Raw genomic sequence first — 21,744 nt, 5'->3', positions numbered from 1 at the left:
ACGAGATACCCGTCATAGGGGAAGTTTTGGATGAGATTCCCCCTCTCTCCGCCAAAATAGCCTAAGCCCATATGGGTGCTGTCGAGAAACCCGCTGAACTCTTCGAGACGGCGGGTCTTTTATTACCTGATCTTGTCTGTGCCGCATCGCACCAGCCATGCTGGAGTACGTGTCATGAACGGGCCGACGGGTTATATTGTTGCAGGCTTAGGTAAAGCGCTATGTTACGGTCTTTCGTCTCAACAGCTGACGGAACATGGGTTCGCACATTAAATTGAGGCGGTGGATCACGGTCGGCGCGGCTGCAATCGTGGCCGGTGGCGGTTGGGGTCTATTCGCTGCGGTTCTAGCGCGGCTCATTACTCCGGTCACTGAACTGCAGGCTCTCGAGTTTGTTGCCGTCCCTATTGCGACTCTCACGATCTGCTTCATCTGGCGTCGTCTGCCGAGAATCCTCGGGTTCGAAGACTGAGCCATCGAAGGAATTGTTTATGCTCGTGCTCGATTCTCTAGGAAGCCCATGTTCAAGCGAACGATGAGATTCGCCACCTGCCTCATTGGAGTTGGAGGCCTTCTTCTGGTCGCCGGCCTCATTGGTGAGTGGCTGATGGATTGGCTGCCTGTTGATCTTTTCTTAACTGACCCTGATACAAGGCATACAGGGTATTACCGCGTAGTGGCGGTCGCAGAATCCGGCTACGGTTGGCGGCAAGTGTTTGTGATTGTCGGGTTCTGCATCTGTTGTGCAGGAATTGTCCTGAGGAGGCGAGCAAAAGGAAGGAATTAGGCGTCCGTAAGCCTTCCGCTGCGATCTGCCCACTCTTTCCCAGTACTTAGCGCACCGTCTCCCATCCTGGCGGCGTCCACCGCAGCAGCGTATTCGGTGCGAGCGGATTCTGCGACTGTGCACCCAGCTTACGGGACAGCGTGCGCAGCGCATCGAGAGCGGTCGGTGTACTTTCAGACACGTAAATTACCATGTCGGTAGTCGGAATGGCGATCACAAGCTGGCCGTTCTGAGCCCGGGCTAACCACTCCCACTGGTCAATCAACGCCACTCGTGCGGGCTCGAGGAAATTTGGGCCGAGATAGCCGATCTGGCCACTGCCTGCGGGCTTCGCGGCTTCTGACAACGGCTTCAGACCGGCCGCGACATTCTTTGCCCCCAGTTCAAACAGCTGGTCCTGCTGCAGCCGGAGCTTCCCAAGATCGCGGTTGTCCAGGGGGCGAACTGCCCGGGGCGTGTCAAGGACCGCCAGGACCATCAACCCTTCCGCCAGCGGCTTTCGCTGCAGTCCCGGCCCCTCAGGCCCCAAGACCTCCTGCGCATGTTTGACGTACTCCGCGGATCGCACTGTCAGTTGGACCGCGGATTTGTCAATTGGAGCGTGTTGTTGCTTGAGGATCTGGGCTACCGCCTTGGCAAATTGAGTGATCTCGGTATCACAGGCCGCTGTCGTTGCTTGGCAAAACGAAAGGACACGATCCAGCTTGGCGTTCAGCTCGCCTATGGACAGTCTCAAGGGGCCTTGGACCACAACCGGCGTGTCGCCGATTTCGCGGCGCGTGGCTTGCGCAACGTACTCCGTGAAGGGAACAGGTTCCAATGGGATGGTTTGCGCGAACGAATCTGGCAGCGACAGCCCCGCACATACGCCAAACAGGAGACGAATCTGGTTCATCAGTAGCTCCGCCGGAGGGAATACCGGAAAGCATAGTCATTTCCGTTATTGCTGGGCGCGCTTATGGCGCCCCCGTTCAACCCCATCCGGATGCGTATAAGAAGCTGATCGCGCCGATCGATCCAACCACGATGAACGGCAGAGCAATGAACGGCAGGACTTTCGCCGCGGCCAGCAAGCCAGCGCTCACGGCCACGACCACCAAAAACCAGAATAACCGCGACTCCCAGCCACGCTGCGCCTCGTGCGTTCGTACTCGCTTATCCGCCAGCTCCTGCAGAATCGCCTCGTCCCTTAGCCGTTCACGCAGGTAGCTCAGCACCACGGTCTTCTCTTCCTCAGAGCTGGTTTGCATGCTGAGCAAGGATTGAAGCCTGCTGCGTTCTTCGACTCGGATGTGCGCATCTTCAAGGTAGCGCCTGTACCCGGGCATCGCAGAGTCGACCAGCGGGGAGGGCGCGCCGCTCCCCACCACGTTTGAGAGAAATATCGTGTTCCGGCCAACCTCGAACCAGGCAAACACATGCGGCCCGAGGTGAGACGACTTCTGTTCGATGTCCCTGATGAGATGGAGCGTACCGCCGTTCCGTATAGGAGATTCCTCCACCTCGTCCCAATTCATGCCCAGATGGTTGGCAAACCCGCGCACCTCGTCCGCAGAATCACGTCCATCGCTCAAGACCCAGGTCATGAAGCGGAATCCCGCCTCAAGGGCATCAACTCGTCGCATCGTCATCGTGCCGCAATGTCCTCTGCCAGTCAGAACCCGGTGAAGGTATTAGTTTCCCAGACCGTTTCCGAACTCGGATACAACGCCACCTGCGCATTGGCCAACGCGCTCCCCGCGCCACCGGCAGAGAGGTTCCCCTTCAAAAACGCATCGATCAGCCGCACCGTCTCCAGCGGCTTCGCCACCGGGAACCCGTGATCGAAGCCTTGGTCCGCGCCGATCATCACCGCCGTCACGTCCGCGCCCGCGTGCTTGAGGTCATATTTGGAAGTCGCTGTGTAGTTGTCGTAGATGACCTGGTCGCCGCGCCACTTGGCAAAGTCGGTGGTTGCCTTGACCAGGAGCGCGCGCTTGCCGGTGAACAGCGTCGCCATCCGCCCATCCCCCGGGATCGTCACCACGCTGCCGTCCGCATTCTGCGTGCCCTTGACCACGTTGACCGGAGAGACGTTGAACTTGTGCGAGTAGTACAGCGATTCCGGCATGTACTGGATGTTGAAGCCATCGAGCAGCGAATTGCTGTAGCTCGGCGCGGCACGGAACGTGGGATCGGTCACCGCGGCCGGAGTAAAGGCCTTGCTGATGTCGTATTTCAGGATGTCGTTGTAGACCACCGCGTCCCAGGTTGCCTGCACGTTGGCGTAGGTGCGCTGGTCGCCCTGCCAGGACCGCTGCTGGAACTCGGTACCGGTCAGCCCTTCAGCATCGTTGGTGACGGTCACCCAGTCGCCATCGGCCCACACATGCCCGGCGCGATCGGTGCCCGCCTGTCCCGCATTGAAGCTCACGCGGATGCCACGCGTGCCGATGCCCGCCAGGCTGACCACGTTGGCGTAGCGCGCCGGGTTGGCGATCACCATCTCCAGCGCGACGCCGAAGCCCATCGAATAGCCGACCACTGTCACACCCGAGGTCGGGAAGGTGGTGATCTTGTTCATCACCTTCTCGAAGTCGAGGGCGAAGTCCTTCAGCGACGTGATCTTCTTGTTGTAGCTGGACTTGCCGCTGCCCCGGTAATCGAAGGTGTAGACGGTATAGGCGTCGTTGAACGCGTCGACCGAGCGGAAGTACCCGAGCATGCCGTCGAACGCGGCGCCCGAGGTGTTATTGCCGGGGATGAGGACGATGGTCTGCGGCCCGTGCCCGACCTTGCGGACGTAGATGCTTTCCTTCGGATCGCCCGCGGCAGCGCCGTCGATGATGATCGCGCCTTCGCCAATGGTGGCAATGGCATCGGCGTTCGTGCCGGGAGCGCCTGGAGCGCCGGCTGCACCCGCCGGGCCAGCAGCACCGGCCACACCTTGCGGTCCCTGGTCCCCGGCTCCGCAGCCGCCCAGGCTGATCGTGAAAGCCAGTACAAGCAGCGTGATGGCGCGCCTCGTCTGCAGCATCGTCTCCTCCGTTTTCTATGGTTATGCGCACCTCCAAAGTGGAAAGGCGCGGGCGTAACGATAGATCGCCTGACAGAGAAGCGAAATCATGCAAATGCACTATGCGGAGGCCGAAACGGCCCGGAGTGGGTCAGTCGCGCAGGTCCCTTGCCAGCGCGGCGGCGAGCATCGCCTTGTCGTTGATCCCGAGTTTGCGGTAGACGCTGGAGAGCTGGGCGCGCACCGTGTTCGGCGAGATGCCGAGCAGGGCGCCGATCGACTTGTAATCGCGGCCGGTGGCAAAGCACCTTGCCACTTCGGCCTCGCGCGGCGTCAGCCTGGCTGCTGCACTCAGGCCGCTGGCCTGGCACAGCGTGTAAAGACCCTTGCGCGTGAAATGCACTTCGATCTCGCGGCCCACGTACGGGCGGCCGTCGCGCATTGCGGCCACCAGGGCAGGTGGCAGGACCGTGGGCGAGGCGCCGCGCCATTCGCGCCGCAAAGCCTCGACGAACAGCGGATCCGAGACCTCGATCGTCCCGCCAGGCCCGGCGAGTGCCGCCGCCCGCGGCGTATCGGGTCGCGTATGCAGGTCGAGGGAGCGGGCACGGTTGATATCGAGCGCGCACAGCATATGGGTCCATGCGGCCGACAGCCGCGCCGCTTCGTGCTGGCCGAAACCCTTGCGCGTGCCGCGGTACAGGACGACCCAGCGCAGGCGGTCGTTCGCGGGGGATGCCTCGCCGAGCAGCAGCAGGTGGCGGATGTCGTGACGATGCAGGTAGCGCTTCACCTTGGCATCGTGGGCGGTGTAGTCGGAATGCGCATCGACATTCGTCACCACGCCCGGGGACTGCAGGAAGCGGCGCGTCGTCGGATCGGCGGAGGACACCGCCGCATACTCGCCCACGATGGCCGCATCGCGGTTGTACACGACGCTGCTGCCGATCGTCAGTGCATCGGCGCCGCTTTCGCCAAAGCCAAACACCGCGCCGTCGAAATCGATCCAAGCGCGCAGCTGGTCGAGCGCGCACCCGGGGAACTGCTCCACCGGCGTCGCGGACGCCATGCGGTACAGGTGGGATAGCTCGGCGACAAAGGGCTCCATGGGCGGGCTGGCCGGATCGGTGACGGGACAGGCTATTGTAGCGTGCAAATCGCCATCATCGGCCAGCTCACAAGCCCACCTGGAAGACACTTCCGATCGCGATCGTCGCACCCATCGCCAGCGCGCTCCAGCAGGTGACCCGGATGGCCGCGGGGAGGGCGGGCGCGCCTCCCGTCTTCGCTGCAAGCGCCCCGAGTGCGGCCAGTCCGGCCAGCGTCGCGCCATACAGCACCGGGATCAGATAATTGGCGGGCGTGAATGCCGTGATCGCCAAGGGCATCGCGGCGCCGACGGCAAAGCTCAGGGCGGAGGCGAGGGCTGCCTGGAGGGGGCGTGCCTGCATGACGTCCGAGATCCCCAATTCATCGCGCGCATGCGTTCCCAGCGCATCGTGCGCCATGAGCTGTTTCGCGACCTCCTGCGCCAGCGGCCGGTCCAAGCCGCGGTTTACGTAGATCGTGGTCAGTTCACGCAATTCCGCCTCAGGCGCGTTGGCCAGCTCAGTGGTTTCCAGCGTCAGCGCCGCCTTCTCGGTATCGGCTTGCGAGGCGACCGAGACATATTCACCCGTGGCCATGGACATGCTGCCGGCGACCAGGCTCGCTAATCCTGTGAGCAGCATGTTGTTGTGGGACGCATGGGCCGCCGCCACGCCGACCAGCAGGCTGGCGGTCGAGATGATGCCGTCGTTCGCCCCGAGGACGGCGGCGCGCAGCCAGCCCAGGTGTTCCATCCGATGCCGCTCCTGGTGTCTCATGATGTGCTCCTCTCCACAAAGGTATCGACCATCTTCCGAAAGTTCATGAGCGTCGGCTGCTGATCGTCATCCCGGCACACGAAGGTGAGTGGCGCCATCAAGGTCTCATCCCGCTCCGCGATCTGGCAGTACACCACATTCTTCTCGTGGAACCCGCGCATGGACGCCGGCACCGCCGACACCCCAGCCCCCGCCGCAACGAGGCTGATCATGGTGAGCATCCGCTCCACCTCGATGGCCACCTGCGGCATGTACCCCACGCGCTCGCACGCGGCGACGAGGCTCGCATACATCCCCAGTGCCCCCGAGTGCCGCAGCATGACAAAGCGCTCGTCCCGCAGCGACGCCAGGCTCACGGTCGGCAGACCGGACCCGCGCTGCCCACGCAAGCACGCATGACCGCTGGGCAGCACCAGCACCATCTCCTCGCTGTCGATGGTCTGGAACCGCAGCCGCAGCGGCCGCCGGACCGGCTGGCGCAGGAAGGCCACATCGATGGCCCCATCCTCCAGCATCTGCGTCAGCTCCGACGCATTCTCCTCGCTGAACTCCAGCATGACGGAAGGCCATTCCGCCCGATACGACCGAATGATTCTTGGCGTCAGCTCATGCGCCGCGGCGGAACTGGTAAAGCCAATCTTGAGCAGCCCCGTCGCCCCATGCGCCGCCAGGGACGCCCGCGCCGCCCCCGCACTCACGCTCGCCAGAATGGACCGCGCCTCCACCAGGAACGCCGCCCCGCCCGCCGTCAGCCGTGCCCCCTTGGGATGCCGGTCGAACAGCGCAAACCCCAGCTCCTCCTCCAGCGCCCGGATCTGCTGGCTCAGCGGCGGCTGCTGCATGTGCAGCCGTTCCGCCGCCCGCGTAAAGTGGCCTTCCTCCGCCACCGCAACGAAGTAACGCAAGTGCCTCAGTTCCATACCACTCCCGATATGCAAAACGTCTTAAGATTCACTTTATTAGATATTTTACATCCTGCTTCCGCAACCCTACGATGACCTCTGCCGATAACAACAGAGCACCACACAGGGAGACAGGATGAAAACGATGAAAGGGGGGCCGCTGCTGTGCAGCGTGACCATGCTGAGTGCGGCAATATCCACGGCCTACGCCCAGCAGGCCCCCGCACCCGAGAAGCCGGACCAGATGCAGTCCGTGACCGTGGTCGGTTCCAGCATCAAGGGCAGCCGCATCACCACCGCGCTGCCAGTGACCGTGGTTACGGCGGACGAAATCGCCGCCACCGGCGCCGTCGATGGCGACGACCTGCTGCGCACCGTGCCCCAGCTGGGCGACGTGTTCTTCAATCCCACCAACCAGGCCCAGACCAGCAACACCGCGCGCGGCGACGTCAGCTCGGTGGACCTGCGCGGCGCCGGCCTGGGGGATACCCTGGTCATGCTCAACGGCCGCCGCCTTGTCACGCACCCCACCAGCAACGGCAACAACACCGTCCCACTGATCACCTACAACTCCAGCGCCATCCCGGCCGCCGGCCTGCAGAGCGTGGAAGTGCTGATGGAAGGCGCAGGCGCCATCTACGGCTCGGACGCGGTGGCCGGCGTGGTCAACACCATCACCAAGACCAACTTCAACGGCCTGACTGGCAGCGTCCAGTACGGCACCGCCGAGAACACCAACCGCCACGAGGTCAACACCAACCTGTTCGGCGGCCGCAACTTCAAGGACGGACGGGGCAACGTCTCCCTGTCGCTCAGCATCCTCAACCGCACCAGGCAGAACCCGAGCGACATGCCGTTCACCGCCAACCAGGACAAGCGGCCGCTGTTCGCCGGCACGCCCTGGGCCAACAGCGGCGCACCGGACGGCCGCGGCGGCCAGAGCTCGTGGATCAACGGTTCCGTGTTCAATGGCACCCGGCAGGTGACGTCCGCCATCAAGCAGAACGGCACCAACATCACCACCGCGGCCGGCGCCTTCCACATCCAGCCCAACACCTACGCAGGCTGCCTGGTCCAGCTGGGGAACAACCTGTGCCTGGGCAGCGGCGGCAACAACCAGAACGGCAACGCGCCGGGCAACATCCTGCGCTACAACAACGCGGCCAACGACTACATCACCGTGGCGCCCTCGATCCACCGACAGAACGCGCTGCTGACCGGCCACTTCGACCTGACCGACAACGACACTGTCTACGGCGAGCTCGGCCTGTACCACGCCGTCGCCCACACGCTGACCACCCAGCCGACCAGCCTGGTGGCGGTGGGTGTGCCCGCGTCCAACTACTACAACCCGTTCGGCCCGGTGACCTTTGCGGACGGGACGCCCAACCCCAACCGCATCCCTGGCCTGACCAACGTGCCTGCCAGCGGCCTGCCGCTCACCTTCACCAACTACCGCTTCAACGACTACGGGCCGGACCACATCGACGTCACCAATTACCAGTACCGCTACCTGGTCGGTCTGAAGGGCGCGCGCAACGGCTGGGACTACGACACCGGCTTGCTGTACACCTACGCCACCGCGGAGGATCTGTCGGACGGCGTCGACTCCAACGCGCTCTACAAGCAGCTCGCGCTGTCCACGCCGGACGCCTACAACCCCTTCAACGGCAGCTGCATCGACGGCTCCGGCGGCGGCGATTGCAATCCGAGCTCGAAGGCGGCCATCGACGCGACCAAGATCCGCATCGCCCGCCGCAGCCGCACCGGGTTACTGCTGGCGGACTTCAAGCTGTCGCGGCCGGACCTGTTCAACACCTGGGCCGGACCGGTGGGCGTGGCCGTCGGCACCGAGCTGCGCCGCGAAACCCAGCGCGACGACCGCGATCCGCACGTGAATGGTTCGATGCCGTTCTACGACGCCGTCACCGGCCTCACCCAGCCGTCCAGCGCAACCGGCGTCAACGTCACGCCGTCCAGCAGCGGCTCGCGCCGCGTGGCGGGCGCGTTCCTGGAACTGGCGGTGCCGCTGGTCAGCGAGGGCATGAACATCCCGCTGGTGCAGTCGCTGAACATGCAGGTGGCCGGGCGCTACGAGCACTACAGCGATTTCGGCAGCGTCTCCAAGCCCAAGCTCGCGCTCGCGTGGGACGTGAATAATTACATCCGCTTCCGCGGCTCGTATTCGGAAGGCTTCAAGGCGCCCAACCTGGAGACCACGGCGGACTACAGCTATGGCCGCGCCAGCTCCGTCACGGACTACTACAAGTGTGAGGCCGACGTGCGCGCCGGCCGCCTCACCAACTGGAACAACTGCGGGCGCGGCGTGGGGGTGCGCTACTTCATTTCGGGCAATCCGCAGCTGGGGCCGGAGACCTCGAACACCTCCAACATCGGCATCGTGCTGCGGCCGGATTTCCTGCCGGAGGCGCTGGGCCGCTTCACCGTCACGCTGGACCGCTGGCGCATCAACCAGACCGGCATCGTCGGGGTGCTTGGCCTGAGCAATGTCACCGCCAATGACTACCTGGACCGGGTGAACGGCGGCGCAGGCGACCCGCGCATCGTGCGGGCCGAGCCGAACGCGGACGACATCGCCGCCTTTGCCGGCACCAATTTGAAACCGGTCGGCAATATCCTCGATGTGAAGGACACCTTCCTCAACCTGCAGCCGCAGAAGATCAGCGGCTACGACTTCAACCTCATCTGGCGCAAGAAGACGGCGGGCTGGGGCAGCTTTGACGGCAACATCAACGTGGCCTACATGGACCGCTACACGCAGCTGCCGCTGTCGGGCATCGCCAACCTGCTGGAGGCGCGCACCGCGGGCATCCTGAACCCGGCACTGCCACTGGCGGACCTGGAGAACAACCGCCTGCGCAACTACGGCAAGCCGGCCAACAAGGTGGCCTTCAACATGACGTGGAAGCTGCGCGACTGGCAGGTGGGGGTGTCGGCCAACTATATCGGCTCGGTGCTTGAGCCGGGCCTGCTGGCGGACGATGGCACGCCATGGGAAGTCGACAACCAGACGCTGGTGAACGGCTACGTGCAGTACCGTTTCAGCAATGCCTGGCTGAAGGATGCGCGCATCAAGCTGGGCGGCCGCAACCTGTTCGACAAATTGCCGCCGCTGGCGCAGGGCGGGTATAACGGTGGCCTGTACAACCCGTATGGGCGGTATCTCTACCTCAACCTGTCGAATTCTTTCTGATGAAGCGTGTACTGACTGGAATAGTGGCCTGCGTGGCCTGGGCGGCGGCTGCGGGCGCCCAGGCGATGGCGCCGGCCGCGTGCCCGGCCGAGATCAAGGTGGAGGCCCGCTGCTACGCGGGCGCCGATGGCCGCGGCGGGTACTTCTGGATCGCGATCCCGGCGCAGTGGAACCGGACGCTGGTGGTTCACACGCACGGCGGTCCGAGCATGAAGGCGCCGACACCCGACGAGCCCGTCAGCGACCTCAAGCGCTTTGCGCTGATGGTGCGCGAAGGGTATGCGTGGGCGGGCAGCAGCTACCGGCACGCGGGGTACGGCGTGCAGGACGCGGCGGAGGACACGGAGGCCTTGCGCGCCCTGTTCTGGAAGGAGTTCGGCAAGCCGGAGCGGACCATTTTGCATGGGCAGTCGTGGGGCGCCAACGTGGCGCTGCGCGTGGCGGAACGGGCGGCGCCGGGTGTTTATGATGGGGTGCTGCTGACCAGCGGGATCGTGGCCGGGGGCGACCTGGCGTATGACTTCCGGGCCGATTTGCGGGCGGTGTACCAGTACTACTGCCACAACCTGCCGCTGGCGTCGGAGCCTTCGTCTGCCTTGTGGTCGGCGCCGCTCACGTCGTCCGAGGTGCAGGGGAAAGTGAATGCCTGCTTGGGGACGGCGCTGCCAGCGGAGAAGCGGACGGCGGCGCAGGCGAGGGCGCTCAGGAATATCGCGCGGGTGGTGCGGATTCCGGAATCGTCGGTCGGGGCGCATATGAACTGGGCGACGGTGACATTTCATGATCTGACCATGCGGCACCTGGGCGGGCATAACCCGTTCAGCAATGTGGGCGTGGTGTATGCGGGGTCGGATGATGATGCTGCGTTGAATAAGCTGGTGCCGCGCTTCGCCGCGACTTCTGAGGGGAGACGGCGGCTGAAAGAGGACAGTGGGGTGAGCGGCAAGGTGACGGTGCCGACGCTGACCTTGCATGCGATCGATGACCCGACAGTGTTCGTGGAGATGGAGCATGAGTATCGGGCGAAGGTCGAGCAGGCGGGCGGCGGAGCGCGGCTGCTGCAGATGTTCACCCGCGAGGCCGAGCATGGGCGGCTGGCGGCGCCGCAGTATGCCGCTGTGCTGGCGAGTTTGATGGCATGGATTCGCGATGGCGCGCGGCCAGCACCAGCATCGGTGGTGCAGAAGTGCGAGGCGTATGTTGGCAAGTATGGTGAGGCGTGCCACTTCGATTTGCAGTATCAGCCGGCGCCGCTGGCGACACGGGTGTATGCGCGGGCTTGGCCGGCTGAGTAGCGCAGCGTGGCTGTGCGCGGCGCTGCTGGCACTGGTGCCCGTGCGCGCCGACGCGATCGGTCAGCCGCCAGGCGGGGCGGCCGATGCGGGAGCCGTGCGGCGGCTGATCGGCATTGAGTATGCGCAGGCGGGGCGGTGGGAGGCGCCGCGGGATGTGGCACCGTTTGCGCGGCCAGAGCTCGGGCGTTTGCCGCCGCGGTGTCCGCAGAGCGTGACCGGGCTGGCAAGCGGCAGCGAGCGCGAAGACTGCCTGTACCTGAACGTGGTGCTGCCACTCGCACCGCTGAATGGTGCGAAGCCACTGCCGGTCTACGTCTACGTCCACGGCGGTGGGGCGACGGCGGGTTCGGCGAACGATCATGACGGAACGCGCCTGGCGCTGGCGACTGGCGCTGCGGTCGTGAGCATCAACTACCGGCTCGGCCACCTCGGCTTCCTTGCCGGCCTGCCGGGCGCGCGCGGGAACTATGCGCTGCTGGATGTGCTGTCCGCGCTGCGCTGGGTGCACGCCGCCGCGCCCCGGCTCGGCCTCGACGCAACCAACATCACCCTCGGCGGCGAATCCGCGGGCGGAACCGTCGTCTGCGCATTGCTCGCCATGCCGCAAGCCGCCGGCCTGTTCCAGCGCGCCATCATCTCCTCCGACGACTGCCTGCACGATGTGGACGACGCCGACCAGGCGAGCCGCCGCGCTGCCGACCTGCTGGCCCGTACCAATTGTCCCGACCTGGCCTGCCTACGCGCCCTCCCGCCAGCGGCAATCGTCAAGGCAGGCGGTGGCGCCGCCCCCACGGTGCAGGAAGACGGCCCGCTCCCGCGCCTCCCCATCGACCAGATCCATACCGGCCGCTGGCTCCGCACCCCTCTGCTGATCGGCGCCAACGCTGAAGAAGGTCGCATCATCGGCCCATCCGTCACAACCTGGACGGAGCAGCAGATGCGCGCCTGGCTCACGACCGTCGCCGGCCCGGACCGCGCCCAGCGTATCGCCCAGCGCTACGCCGACGTTGGCGCAGGCCGCCGCTACCCCGTGGCCGAGCGCATGAGCGCTATCCTCACTGACAGCGGCATGCGTGGCCTGGGCGGCTGCACGATTCTGGACGCCGCGCGCAGCGCCGCCCTTACCGCCCCCGTCCACTTCTACGAATACCAAGGCACTGGGTCCGCCCCCGACAGCGAGCGCTTCGCCACCGGCGCCGCCCACGCCGCCGAACTTCCCCTGCTATGGGACCCACCCGGCCCCCCCGACGCCGGCCTGCTGGCCCAATGGCGCCGCTTCATCCGCGGCGAGCCCCTGGCCTGGCCGCCCCTCGGCGAGCAGGAAACCATGTACGTATTCGGCACCGAGCCCCATCCAATTCCCGTGACCGACTACACCCAGCGCCACCGCTGCGCCTTCTGGCACGCCAGCCCACCCCTCATGCCCCGCGGCGACCTATAGCGCCCACCAATCGCCGCGCCCACCCCGATGGGGTCAGGCCCCTGTTTTCCTCTTGGGGTCAGGCACCACGCCTTTTTTCTCAATAAAATCAAGGGCCAAAACCCTTGGCGTCTGACCCCACCGCAGAGTGCAGAGGCCTGACCCCGGTGGTGGGGCGGGCTCGGCGGGGATTGTGGATGTCCACAATGGCGCATGCGGTTGCGTTCGGCTAGTCTGGCCAAAACGATAACGGCGGAGACGATGCGGGACAGGACGGTCTGGCTTCTCGGGGCGGGCCCTTGGCTATGGCGGAGCCAGGCCGCGCGTTTGCTCGTCGGTCTCGGCCTCGGCGTGCTGTTCGGCTGGGCGCTGCCCGCCCACACGGACTGGCTGGCCTTCCTCACCACCGGCTTCCTCTCCCTCCTCAAGCTACTGGCTTACCCGCTGATCCTGCTGTCGGTGCTGCATGGCGTGCGGGCGATCGGGCCGGCGGCGCAGCTGCGGCGCTTCGGCTGCTGGGCGCTGCTGTGCTCCGAGACGTTGAGCCTCGCCAGTCTCGCGTGCGGGGCGGGTGCCGCCTGGCTGCTGGGGACTGGCACCCGCCTGCAGGGCATGCTCGGGCCGACGGCCGCGACGGGCTTCAGCCTGCGCCTGCCCGCGTTCACGCTGCACCCCTTCCTCATCACGCTGCTGCTGGCCATCGTGGCCGGCCTTGTGCTGCGTGCGCGTCCGCTGCCGCGCTGGGATCCGCTGCTGGAACGCTCCCGCGCTAGCCTGCTGCGAGCGCTGCGTGGTCTCGTGCTGCTGGCCCCTTTGCCCGCCTTCGCCAGCGCCGCCGGGCTGACGGCCGCCTACGGCCACCGCATCTGGCTCGGCCTGGCCGATGTGCTGGCGGGACTGTACCTCGCCAGCGGCGCCTACATCGTGCTCGTGCTGGGCGCCCTGTGTCTGGCCTGCGGCACCAGCCTGGCTCGCGTGATCGGGCAGTTGAAGGAAGAGCTGATGCTGGTCGTCTCCACCTCCGCCTCGGTCAGCGCGATGACCGGCGTTGCCGCGTGGCTGGAAGGGCAGGGCTGCCGTCCGCGCGCGGTACGGCTGCTGGTGCCGCTGAACTTTTCGTTCGGCTTGAACGGCAGTGTGATCTATCTCGGATTCTGCCTGGTGGTGCTGGTGCAGGCCAGCGGCTTGACCCTCAGCGCCGGCGACTATCTCGGACTTCTCGCGCTGGCGGCGCTGACCAGCAAGGGCGCTTGCGGCGTCGCCGGTTCGGCCTACGTGGTGCTGGGCCTGACCTTGAGCGCCATCCCGGGCATTCCGCCGGACGGCTTCATGCTCCTCTTCGGCATCGAGCGGCTGATGAAGTGCCGCCTCCTGACCAACCTGCTCGGCGTGGCCGTCGGCTGCCTGGCCGTGTGCAGCTGGAGCGGGCAGCGCGTTGTTGCCGGTACTGCGGGCGCACGGGAGGATGCCGGTCTTGCGTCGTCACCCGTCGCCACCGCCTCGCTGCGGATCAGATGACGAAGCTAATCTTCTCATCGAGGCGTGGTGCGGACGGCGGCAGCACGATCGATGGCGGGCCATTGCCGGCTATGGCAGGTAAGACCCATACCAAACGACAGGAAGCGAGTTGGCTTCCTCCAGCCACTCGCGGACGGCGGCTCGTGAAAGGAGCTGCGCCGCCCAGCCCTGCACGGCCGGCCAGCGGGACATGTCTTTGGTATGCGTCGTGAGGCGCAGCACCGACGGCACCAACGCAATGTCGGCGAGTGACAGGTCACCAAACAAATACGGTCCGCCGCTCTCTTGCAGTTGTTGTTCCCAGCAGTCGTACGCGCGGGCTGACTGATGTTTTTCGTCGAACGTCATGTCCCGCTTGTCCGGGTAGAACGCGCTCTCGAACGACAGCAGCGGGCAAAGATTGGACAGTCCGGCGTGCTGCCACGCCAGGAAGGCGCGGGCGCGGGCTCTTTGTTTCGGATCGGCCGGAAGCAGGATGCCGCCCGCAAGGTCGTTGGCGTACTCCATGATGGCGAGCGAGTCGAAGATCACTGTCGCATCGTCGACGAGCACGGGCACTGCGCCCGGCGGTGAAAATTTGGCGATGCGGTTCAGGTTCGCATAGCGCTGCGGGCGTCGAATGTCGACCACATGCTCTTCAAATTCGATGCCGGCTTCTCGCAGCGCCAGCCATGCGCGAAAAGCCCAGCTCGATGCGTTCTTCGTCCCGGTGTACAGGATGCGATTCATGCGGTATCCAAAGAATGGTTTCGCCGAGTTTAGCCGAAACCTGTCGCCTGCGTTCCCGTCCCGCCGATTTCACGGCCGCGCGTCTACTGCGGGTAAGATGACGTGCCTGCCATGGGCTACAACGGAAAACAGCAATGCATATTTGGGTCGATGCGGACGCCTGTCCGACTCCGATCAAGGAGATCCTGTACCGAGTGGCGGAGCGGCGCGAGCTCGCGCTGGCGCTGGTGGCGAATCAGTTGTTGCGCGTGCCGCCATCCCGCTTCATCAAGGCGGTGCAGGTACCGCGCGGGGCGGATGTGGCGGATGCGGAGATCGTGCGGCTGGTGCAGCCGGGCGACTTGGTGGTCACCGGGGACATTCCGCTGGCCGCGGATGTGCTGAAGAAGGGCGCCGATGCGCTGAACCCGCGCGGTGAGTTCTACACGGAACACAACATCGAGCAGATGCTCACCATGCGCAAGTTCATGGACGAATTGCGCAGCAGCGGTGTCGACACCGGCGGCCCCGCCGCCTTCAGTCAGGCCGACCGCAAAAACTTCGCGGACCAGCTGGACCGCCACCTGAGCCGCAAGCTGGGCGCGCGCTGACACGCTCGTGCGGTCCAGTGGTCCCAAGCCAGGGGAGGGGCTCGAGCTGGTTCCGGATCACAAGGGTGCTCTTCCTGGCGTCCTGGCTTTTGCTCATGGCGCACTCCTTAACGCTTAGTGAATGGAGAAAACGGGAACCGGCGGAAGCGCTTTCAGGGTCTCGGAAAATTCGCCCTCCGGGGCGCTGTCCGCCAGCAGTTTGACCCATCCCAGCACTTCGTTGATGCAGGCCAGGCCGCTATAGAGCGAGGCCCGCATGACGTGGTAGACCGCCAGGTCAGCTTCGGCGGCAGGGTCCCGCGGCGCGTCGGCCTGGTCGAGATAGCTCTCGACGTCTTCCAGATCGTCGGTCATCGCGGAACGCAGGGCATTCAGGCCGGCCAGCGCATCCGCTGCGGCCTCAAGGGCAATTCTCGTCATAGGTGTGGATCCATGTGGTAGACGGCGGTTGCCGGAGACACCGGTATCACCGGTCGAGGATGATGTCGCGTGGGGATGCCAAGGCAGCGCGCGCAAAAAAGCCCGCTCACGGCGGGCTCTGGAGCGTGTGACCTGCAGGGGGCGCGATCCGTGCTATCTGCGCGGTACCGGCCACCTGACCGCCAGGTCAGGACAGACGCTGCCTAAGGCGTCGCGCGATCAGATCGCGCGGATGTTGCTGGCCTTGTCGCCCTTCGGGCTGGTGGCGCGCTCGAAGCTCACGCGCTGGTTCTCGGCCAGGCTCTTGAAACCCTGGGTCTGGATTTCCTGGAAATGGGCAAACAGGTCCGCGCCGCCTGCGTCAGGAGTGATGAAGCCGAAGCCCTTGGCGTCGTTGAACCATTTGACAGTGCCGGTTTGAGTAGTCATGTGATATTCCTTGAAAAGATGGGGCTAGCCCGAAATGCACTCGCAGCAAGAGTGTTGAAACCGAGGGAAGCTAGACAGGAATGGCTCCGGAGCGGAGCAAGACAGGACAGAGACCAACAATGACGGCGACTTGATGTGTGCAGCGACTCACTATACACGGCTGGGAGTGATCCACCTAACGATTTCGAAAGATAGTTCGCGGGCCGGGTACAAGCGCCCGCCGCGGTGGTCCAGCGATGCACGCGGGATGGGAGCGCCGGCCCGTGCGAAGCCGATGCTTTCGTCGCGGGCCAGTGGCGATCCTCACGCTAGTGGCGTGGGGTCTGCCGCGCCAGCAGGCCGCGCATGACCCCTGGTGCGCCGCGCAACGTCTCGCGGCGGTGCTCTTCTTCGAACAGGACGGCGGCGGGCTTCAGCACGTCGCTGCGGCTGACCACACCGGCCAGGCGGCGCGACTCCGGCGAGTCGACAACCGCCATCCGCTCCAGCCCATGCGCCGCCATGCGCGCGGCCACCGCACGGCAGGTTTCATCCGGCGTGGCCAGGTACTGCGTTTGCGCGGCAACGATGTCCCCAACCTTGCTCGCCTGCGCATTGCGCGCGTCGAGCTGCGCGCGGTCCAGCATCCCGAGCACCACGCCATCGCGCAGCACCGGGAAGGCCCGGTGCTTCTGGTCCGCGCCGAAGTAGCGCGCGGCCACGTCGCCGATGTCGGCCGACGCCTCGATGGCCAGCACGGTCTTGGTCATCACCTCGCCCACATGCTGGCGCTCCAGCGGATCGATGCCGTACTCGCGGTAGATGTGGTACCCGCGCCGCGCGATCTTTTCGGTGAGGATGGAGCGCGGCATCAGCAGCACGGTGAAGCCGTACGCCACCGCGGTCGCCGCGAGCAGCGGCAGCATCGCGTTGAAGTCGCCCGTGAGTTCGAGCGCGAACACCGCCGCCATCACGGGCGCGCGCATCATGCCGCCCAGCGTCGCGGCCATGAACACCAGTGGCCACAACCCGGGCTGTCCGCCGGGCAGGTACGGCGAGAGCAGGGCGCCCAGGGCAGCGCCGAGCATCAGCAGCGGCGCCAGCACGCCACCGGACGTGCCCGAGCCCAGCGCAATCACCCACATGACCGCCTTGCAGCCCAACAGCGCGACGATCACGCCCGCCGCGAGGTGGTTCTGCAGCAGGTCCGCAATCACGTCATAGCCCACGCCGAGGGCGCGCGGCTGCAGGTAGCCGCCGATGCCGACCGCAAGCCCGCCCAGCGCGGGCCACCACATCCAGTGAACCGGCAGCCGTCCAAAGCCATCTTCTACCTTGTACAGCGAGGTCGAAAGCAGCCACGCGAGGGCGCCGGACAGCAGCCCCGCGAGGACGCAGCCCGCCAGTTCCATCGTATTCGGCGCCGCCGTCGCGACCGGGAACAGTGGTCCCGGTTCAAACAGCAGCGGGCGCACGAAGCCCGCGACCGCGCATGCAATCGCCACCGGCAGCAGGCTGCGGGGCCGCAGTTCAAACAGCAGCAGCTCCACCGCCAGCAGCACCGCGGCGATGGGCGTGCCGAAGATGGCCGTCATGCCCGCGACGGCACCGGCCACCAGCAGCGTCTTGCGCTCGGAGCTGGTGAGGTGGAAGTGCTGCGCCACCAGCGATCCGATCGAGCCGCCGGTCATGATGATCGGGCCCTCGGCGCCAAATGGCCCGCCGCTGCCGATCGCAATGCCGGAGGACAGGGGCTTGAGTAGCGCGACCTTCGGCGACATCTGGCTGCGTCCGAACAGGATCGCTTCGATCGCCTCGGGGATGCCATGGCCGCGGATTTTTTCGGAGCCATAGCGCGCCATCAGACCGATGATCAGACCACCCAGCACGGGAATCGGAATCACCCACAGGCCGAGATGATTGTCCGCCGGGGAGTGCATGGCCGACGACAGCTGCCCATAGAAGAACAGGTTGGTGCACACGCGGATCAGATACAGCAGGAACGCGCCGGTGATGGTGGAGGTCACGCCCAGCACGGCCGCGATGAGGGTGAGGCGCAGCAGGTGGCGGTCGGCCGCGAAGTCGCTGCGGGTATCGACATGGGCCATGCTCACTCCTCTCCGATGAAGGGCACGTTGAAGTGGCCGCGCAGCGAATTCAGCTCGCGGCGGTGCAGGTCGGCCAAGTGCACGAGCACACTCTCGCCCGCGGGCAGCAGATGGATCTCGACGCGGCGCGCGTCCTCCCGGCTGGCGCGGCGTTCGACCAGGCCGGCCGCCTCGCAGCGCGACACCAGCGCGACCACGCCATGGTGCTGCGCCTGCAGCCGCTCGGCCAGTTCGCCGATGGTGGCCCAGGCGCGGCCGGGGAAGCCCTTCACGTGCAGCAGCAGCAGGTATTGGAGAGGCGTGATGCCTTCGGCCTGCGCGGCCTTCTCGGAAAAGCGCTCGAAGCGGCGGATCTGGTAGCGGAATTCGGAGAGCTGTTCGAAGTCCGTTTTGTGAAGAGGAGTTTTGGTCATCCTGCGACTATATCACAACGTGATATAAATACAGCTTGCCTCGGGCGATACATTCCCTATATATTCCATATATGGAACGTATATGGAATGAAGAGGAGATACCCGCATGGGCATCGTGAATATCGAAGACGAGCTGCACGACCAGATCCGCAAGGCCAGCGCGGTGGAATGCCGGTCGATTAACGCACAGGCGGCGTTCTGGATCAAGATCGGCATGCTGTGCGAATTGAACCCGACGCTGAGCTACAACGAGGTCCTCACGCGCGAATTGAAGAAGGCCGGGGTCGACGCCCACATAGCGAGACTGGCGCCAGCATGATCAAGACTGCGGAAGAAATCGCGCTGATGGCCGAAGCGGGCCGTCTGCTGGCGAGCGTGTTCGCGCACCTGGACCAGCAGGACTTGATCGGCAAATCGACGCTGGAGGTGAACAACCTGGTCGAGGACTACATCGTCAATGAGCTGAAGGCGCGCCCCGCCAGCAAGGGCCAGTACGGCTTCGCGTTCGCGCTCAACTCCTCGCCCAACCACGTGGTGTGCCACGGCGTGCCATCGCCCACCGACATCCTGCAGAACGGCGACATCGTCAACTTCGACATCACGCTGGAGAAGCACGGCTTCATCGCCGACTCGAGCAAGACCTACCTGGTCGGCGAGGTGTCACCGTCCGCCAAACGCCTGGTACAGGTGACCTACGAGGCGATGTGGAAGGGCATCCAGGCCGTGAAGCCCGGCGCGCGGCTGGGCGACATCGGCTTTGCCATCGAACGCCACGCGCAGCGCAGCGGCTACACCGTGGTGCGCGAGTACTGCGGCCACGGCATCGGCCGCGAGATGCACGAGCCGCCGCAGGTGCTGCACTGGGGCCGCGCCAACACCGGCCAGGTACTGAAGGAGGGCATGGTCTTCACCATCGAGCCGATGATCAACCAGGGCGGCCACGCGGTGCGCACCGAGGACGACGGCTGGACCGTGGTGACCAAGGACGGCAAGCTGTCGGCCCAGTTCGAGCACACGGTGGCCGTCACGCGTAGCGGCGTGCAGGTGCTGACATTGCGGCCGGGCGAACGCAAGCCAGCGTGAACGAAGTGCGGCGGGGACGAGACAATTGTAGCGACAACAATGTTACGGCTTGACAATCGCCCCTCTGCACCTCAGTATCCCTGACTCCAATATGCATGGTTGAGCACGCAACACATGGCCCGAAAGAAGAACAGCCGTCAGTGGGCGCGTTTGCGGATTCTGTGTTCTGCGGGTCTCGAACTGATGACGGTCGCGCAGGACGCGTTTCTGCTGGTCCGCGAACTGATCCCCAACACCTCGTCCCACCTCGCCCTGCGGGCTGAACCCGGCTCGAAGACCGGCCGTCCGGTGCCCGCCGCGGCGCCGCACGCCGAACAGGACGCCGTGCTGCTCAACGTGGTGCCGCCGCCGCAGGCCTACTACTTCAGCGATCACGCCGACGCGCCGTCCGCGATCCACCGCGGCAGCCCGCAGTCGATCACCGCGCCGCTCGAAAGCGGCGGGCTGCACTACGGCGACATCACCCTCTACCGCGACCAGGCCGACCCCTTCGAGGAGGCGGACGAGGAAGACCTGCGCCGCGTGGCCAACTATTTCGTGCACACGCTGGTCAACGCGGGCGAGCTCGAGGGAGGTGCCAACGGCATCGTCGAGGACGAGGCCATGCTGCTGGCCACCGGCGACGGCCAGATCCTGTACTTGAGCGACGCCGCCGGCGCCCTGTTGGACCAGCTCGCCGTGCAGGAGCGCCAGCGGTTTGACCGCCGCACCCTGCCGCCGTTCTGCATGCGGCTGGCCGAGTCCATCGTCCATGGCGACCGCTACCCCTGGCTGCTGCCGCTGGGCCGCTTGCCGATGCCGGGCGGCGTGCTGGAAGCGCGCGCCCAGTGGATGAGCGCGGCCGGGGCGCCGCGCCCGGTCAGCCCGCAAGCTGCGGACCAGACGGTGGGCGTGTTCATGAAATTCGTGGTGCCGCTGCCGCTGCGCATCTGGCGGGCGCTGGGTTCGGTGGAACTGTCGCCGCAGCAAGCCGAGGTCGCCTTCTGGATGGGCGTGGGCGGCAGCCGCGAGGCGGCCCGCGCGCGCGTCGACGTCAGCGAGGCCGTGATGCGCGATTGCGTGAAGGCGGTCTACGAAAAGTTCGGCTGCTCGTCCGAGGCGGGGCTGCTGGAACAGTTGCGCTAGGCGCATCCGTATTTATCGTATGCATTTCTGTCACCCCTCTTGAGGGGATGGAATACACACTCTTGCGCTCTTATCATCCGTTCATTCTTTGATAACAAAGTTTCGAACTAGATAAGGAAGCGCACATGAAGTTGAAGACGATGCTGGCCGCGGCGACCATGCTCACCGCCCTGGACAGCCACGCCGGCCTGGTCCACCAATACGAGCTGAACGGCAATCTGAATGACACGTTGGGTGGCCTCGCCCTGACCGGTTCCGGCGTGCTGGACTATCAGCATTACAACCTGGCGAACGACCAGGGCCTGCACCTGCAGTACCAGATCGGCCCGGTCTATTCGATCGACATGGCCTTCCAGTTCGACGAGCTGGGCAGCTACAAGCGGATCATGAACTTCTTCGATCCGCGCAGCTCGGACTACGGACTGTACGCCAGCGGCAATGCCGCTACCGGCACCTTCCGCCTGTATCCGAACACCCATACCGGCGGCAACATCTCGCTGAGCACCCCGACCCGCCTGACGCTGACCCGCGATGCGCAGTCGATCTTCCGCATGTACGTGAACGGCAACCTGGCCGCCAGCATCGAGGACGCCGCCAATGGCTACGCCAATCCAGGCACGCGCCTGGTCTCGTTCTTCGAGGACGGCGCCAAGTCCAGTGAATCGCCGAAGGGCTGGGTGGACTACATCCGCATCTACGATAACGTGCTGACCGGGAACGAGGTGTACAACCTGCCCGGCGCCGTGCCGGGCAATCCGCAGGTGCCGGCCGACCTGCCGGAACCTGGTTCCGTGGCCCTGCTGCTGGGTGGCCTCGGCGCCCTTGGCGTCCTGCGCCGCCGCCGCGCCGCTTGACCCGCCGCCGCGAGTGCA

20 protein-coding genes are annotated in these 21,744 nt (G+C 65.4%); 9 read left to right on the top strand and 11 right to left on the bottom strand.

Annotated features, from left to right (window positions below; genetic code table 11):
- Nucleotides 1-833: 833 nt before the first annotated feature.
- The 6 genes from E4L96_RS09985 to E4L96_RS09960 all read right to left on the bottom strand — a co-directional run bounded on the left by E4L96_RS09985 (nt 834) and on the right by E4L96_RS09960 (nt 6,567).
- A complete protein-coding gene (locus E4L96_RS09985; protein ID WP_135207063.1) occupies nt 834-1,682 on the bottom strand; it encodes a hypothetical protein in 849 nt (282 codons plus the stop codon).
- Between the two features lie 76 nt (nt 1,683-1,758).
- Nucleotides 1,759-2,418, bottom strand: coding sequence for a hypothetical protein (locus tag E4L96_RS09980; protein ID WP_167758650.1), 660 nt, complete (start codon nt 2,416-2,418; stop codon nt 1,759-1,761).
- A 23-nt stretch (nt 2,419-2,441) separates the two neighbouring features.
- Complete coding sequence (locus tag E4L96_RS09975; RefSeq protein WP_135207061.1) at nt 2,442-3,803, bottom strand: alpha/beta fold hydrolase; 1,362 nt, start codon at nt 3,801-3,803, stop codon at nt 2,442-2,444.
- A gap of 130 nt (nt 3,804-3,933) precedes the next feature.
- Nucleotides 3,934-4,890 (bottom strand): helix-turn-helix transcriptional regulator, encoded by a 957-nt coding sequence (locus tag E4L96_RS09970; protein WP_135207060.1) that lies wholly within the window; start codon nt 4,888-4,890, stop codon nt 3,934-3,936.
- A 67-nt stretch (nt 4,891-4,957) separates the two neighbouring features.
- Nucleotides 4,958-5,647: a VIT1/CCC1 transporter family protein gene (locus E4L96_RS09965; protein WP_135207059.1), complete on the bottom strand. Its 690-nt coding sequence runs from the start codon at nt 5,645-5,647 to the stop codon at nt 4,958-4,960.
- Complete coding sequence (locus tag E4L96_RS09960) at nt 5,644-6,567, bottom strand: LysR family transcriptional regulator (RefSeq protein ID WP_135207058.1); 924 nt, start codon at nt 6,565-6,567, stop codon at nt 5,644-5,646. The genes E4L96_RS09965 and E4L96_RS09960 overlap by 4 nt, the downstream gene beginning before the upstream one ends.
- 118 nt (nt 6,568-6,685) lie before the next feature.
- On the opposite strand from E4L96_RS09960, the gene E4L96_RS09955 reads away from it, so the two are divergent.
- The 4 genes from E4L96_RS09955 (at nt 6,686) to E4L96_RS09945 (ending at nt 13,996) form a co-directional block, all read left to right on the top strand.
- Nucleotides 6,686-9,763, top strand: coding sequence for a TonB-dependent receptor domain-containing protein (locus tag E4L96_RS09955; protein WP_135207057.1), 3,078 nt, complete (start codon nt 6,686-6,688; stop codon nt 9,761-9,763).
- Complete coding sequence (locus tag E4L96_RS23645; protein WP_167758649.1) at nt 9,763-11,058, top strand: alpha/beta hydrolase family protein; 1,296 nt, start codon at nt 9,763-9,765, stop codon at nt 11,056-11,058. Before E4L96_RS09955 ends, E4L96_RS23645 begins: the two co-directional genes overlap by 1 nt.
- Nucleotides 10,961-12,499, top strand: coding sequence for a carboxylesterase family protein (locus E4L96_RS09950; protein ID WP_307721637.1), 1,539 nt, complete (start codon nt 10,961-10,963; stop codon nt 12,497-12,499). Before E4L96_RS23645 ends, E4L96_RS09950 begins: the two co-directional genes overlap by 98 nt.
- A 306-nt stretch (nt 12,500-12,805) precedes the next feature.
- Entirely contained in the window at nt 12,806-13,996 is a 1,191-nt protein-coding gene (locus tag E4L96_RS09945) for a dicarboxylate/amino acid:cation symporter (protein ID WP_167758647.1), read from the top strand.
- Nucleotides 13,997-14,065: 69 nt separating this feature from the next.
- Here the strand turns inward: E4L96_RS09945 and E4L96_RS09940 are convergent, their stop codons facing one another.
- On the bottom strand, nt 14,066-14,725 hold the full coding sequence (locus tag E4L96_RS09940; protein ID WP_135207054.1) for a glutathione S-transferase family protein: 660 nt from the start codon (nt 14,723-14,725) through the stop codon (nt 14,066-14,068).
- A 134-nt stretch (nt 14,726-14,859) separates the two neighbouring features.
- Between E4L96_RS09940 and E4L96_RS09935 the strand changes: the two genes are divergently transcribed.
- Nucleotides 14,860-15,315 carry a YaiI/YqxD family protein gene (locus E4L96_RS09935; RefSeq protein ID WP_135207053.1) on the top strand — a complete coding sequence of 152 codons (456 nt, stop codon included), beginning with the start codon at nt 14,860-14,862 and terminating at the stop codon, nt 15,313-15,315.
- 114 nt (nt 15,316-15,429) lie between these two features.
- On the opposite strand, the gene E4L96_RS09930 is transcribed toward E4L96_RS09935, so the two are convergent.
- The 4 genes from E4L96_RS09930 to E4L96_RS09915 form a co-directional block, all read right to left on the bottom strand.
- Nucleotides 15,430-15,735: a hypothetical protein gene (locus tag E4L96_RS09930; protein WP_135207052.1), complete on the bottom strand. Its 306-nt coding sequence runs from the start codon at nt 15,733-15,735 to the stop codon at nt 15,430-15,432.
- Between the two features lie 219 nt (nt 15,736-15,954).
- Nucleotides 15,955-16,164: a cold-shock protein gene (locus tag E4L96_RS09925; RefSeq protein WP_135207051.1), complete on the bottom strand. Its 210-nt coding sequence runs from the start codon at nt 16,162-16,164 to the stop codon at nt 15,955-15,957.
- Between the two features lie 308 nt (nt 16,165-16,472).
- On the bottom strand, nt 16,473-18,251 hold the full coding sequence (locus tag E4L96_RS09920; protein WP_135207050.1) for a chloride channel protein: 1,779 nt from the start codon (nt 18,249-18,251) through the stop codon (nt 16,473-16,475).
- A 2-nt stretch (nt 18,252-18,253) separates the two neighbouring features.
- Nucleotides 18,254-18,664: a MarR family winged helix-turn-helix transcriptional regulator gene (locus E4L96_RS09915; RefSeq protein ID WP_135207049.1), complete on the bottom strand. Its 411-nt coding sequence runs from the start codon at nt 18,662-18,664 to the stop codon at nt 18,254-18,256.
- Between the two features lie 106 nt (nt 18,665-18,770).
- On the opposite strand from E4L96_RS09915, the gene E4L96_RS09910 reads away from it, so the two are divergent.
- From E4L96_RS09910 to E4L96_RS09895, 4 genes are all read left to right on the top strand, one after another.
- Nucleotides 18,771-18,983 (top strand): ParD-like family protein, encoded by a 213-nt coding sequence (locus E4L96_RS09910; RefSeq protein ID WP_135207048.1) that lies wholly within the window; start codon nt 18,771-18,773, stop codon nt 18,981-18,983.
- On the top strand, nt 18,980-19,747 hold the full coding sequence (map, locus tag E4L96_RS09905; protein WP_135207047.1) for a type I methionyl aminopeptidase: 768 nt from the start codon (nt 18,980-18,982) through the stop codon (nt 19,745-19,747). The genes E4L96_RS09910 and map overlap by 4 nt, the downstream gene beginning before the upstream one ends.
- Nucleotides 19,748-19,861: 114 nt before the next feature.
- A complete protein-coding gene (locus tag E4L96_RS09900) occupies nt 19,862-20,872 on the top strand; it encodes a helix-turn-helix transcriptional regulator (RefSeq protein WP_135207046.1) in 1,011 nt (336 codons plus the stop codon).
- A 125-nt stretch (nt 20,873-20,997) separates the two neighbouring features.
- Nucleotides 20,998-21,726: a LamG-like jellyroll fold domain-containing protein gene (locus E4L96_RS09895; RefSeq protein WP_135207119.1), complete on the top strand. Its 729-nt coding sequence runs from the start codon at nt 20,998-21,000 to the stop codon at nt 21,724-21,726.
- The last annotated feature ends 18 nt before the right edge of the window (nt 21,727-21,744 follow it).

Origin of the sequence: Zemynaea arenosa, from assembly GCF_004614185.1 — a bacterium.
Lineage (GTDB): Bacteria > Pseudomonadota > Gammaproteobacteria > Burkholderiales > Burkholderiaceae_D > Telluria > Telluria arenosa.
The sequence above is the reverse complement of the archived record's forward strand: the minus strand, read 5'-3'. Positions and strand labels throughout refer to the sequence as shown.

Excerpts from the sequence above, each read along its gene's own strand:
- E4L96_RS09985 (WP_135207063.1), bottom strand. The coding sequence starts at position 1,682 with ATGAACCAGATTCGTCTCCTGTTTGGCGTATGTGCGGGGCTGTCGCTG.
- E4L96_RS09980 (WP_167758650.1), bottom strand. The coding sequence starts at position 2,418 with ATGACGATGCGACGAGTTGATGCCCTTGAGGCGGGATTCCGCTTCATG.
- E4L96_RS09975 (WP_135207061.1), bottom strand. The coding sequence starts at position 3,803 with ATGCTGCAGACGAGGCGCGCCATCACGCTGCTTGTACTGGCTTTCACG.
- E4L96_RS09970 (WP_135207060.1), bottom strand. The coding sequence starts at position 4,890 with ATGGAGCCCTTTGTCGCCGAGCTATCCCACCTGTACCGCATGGCGTCC.
- E4L96_RS09965 (WP_135207059.1), bottom strand. The coding sequence starts at position 5,647 with ATGAGACACCAGGAGCGGCATCGGATGGAACACCTGGGCTGGCTGCGC.
- E4L96_RS09960 (WP_135207058.1), bottom strand. The coding sequence starts at position 6,567 with ATGGAACTGAGGCACTTGCGTTACTTCGTTGCGGTGGCGGAGGAAGGC.
- E4L96_RS09955 (WP_135207057.1), top strand. The coding sequence starts at position 6,686 with ATGAAAACGATGAAAGGGGGGCCGCTGCTGTGCAGCGTGACCATGCTG.
- E4L96_RS23645 (WP_167758649.1), top strand. The coding sequence starts at position 9,763 with ATGAAGCGTGTACTGACTGGAATAGTGGCCTGCGTGGCCTGGGCGGCG.
- E4L96_RS09950 (WP_307721637.1), top strand. The coding sequence starts at position 10,961 with ATGTTGGCAAGTATGGTGAGGCGTGCCACTTCGATTTGCAGTATCAGC.
- E4L96_RS09940 (WP_135207054.1), bottom strand. The coding sequence starts at position 14,725 with ATGAATCGCATCCTGTACACCGGGACGAAGAACGCATCGAGCTGGGCT.
- E4L96_RS09935 (WP_135207053.1), top strand. The coding sequence starts at position 14,860 with ATGCATATTTGGGTCGATGCGGACGCCTGTCCGACTCCGATCAAGGAG.
- E4L96_RS09930 (WP_135207052.1), bottom strand. The coding sequence starts at position 15,735 with ATGACGAGAATTGCCCTTGAGGCCGCAGCGGATGCGCTGGCCGGCCTG.
- E4L96_RS09925 (WP_135207051.1), bottom strand. The coding sequence starts at position 16,164 with ATGACTACTCAAACCGGCACTGTCAAATGGTTCAACGACGCCAAGGGC.
- E4L96_RS09920 (WP_135207050.1), bottom strand. The coding sequence starts at position 18,251 with ATGGCCCATGTCGATACCCGCAGCGACTTCGCGGCCGACCGCCACCTG.
- E4L96_RS09915 (WP_135207049.1), bottom strand. The coding sequence starts at position 18,664 with ATGACCAAAACTCCTCTTCACAAAACGGACTTCGAACAGCTCTCCGAA.
- E4L96_RS09910 (WP_135207048.1), top strand. The coding sequence starts at position 18,771 with ATGGGCATCGTGAATATCGAAGACGAGCTGCACGACCAGATCCGCAAG.
- map (WP_135207047.1), top strand. The coding sequence starts at position 18,980 with ATGATCAAGACTGCGGAAGAAATCGCGCTGATGGCCGAAGCGGGCCGT.
- E4L96_RS09900 (WP_135207046.1), top strand. The coding sequence starts at position 19,862 with ATGGCCCGAAAGAAGAACAGCCGTCAGTGGGCGCGTTTGCGGATTCTG.
- E4L96_RS09895 (WP_135207119.1), top strand. The coding sequence starts at position 20,998 with ATGAAGTTGAAGACGATGCTGGCCGCGGCGACCATGCTCACCGCCCTG.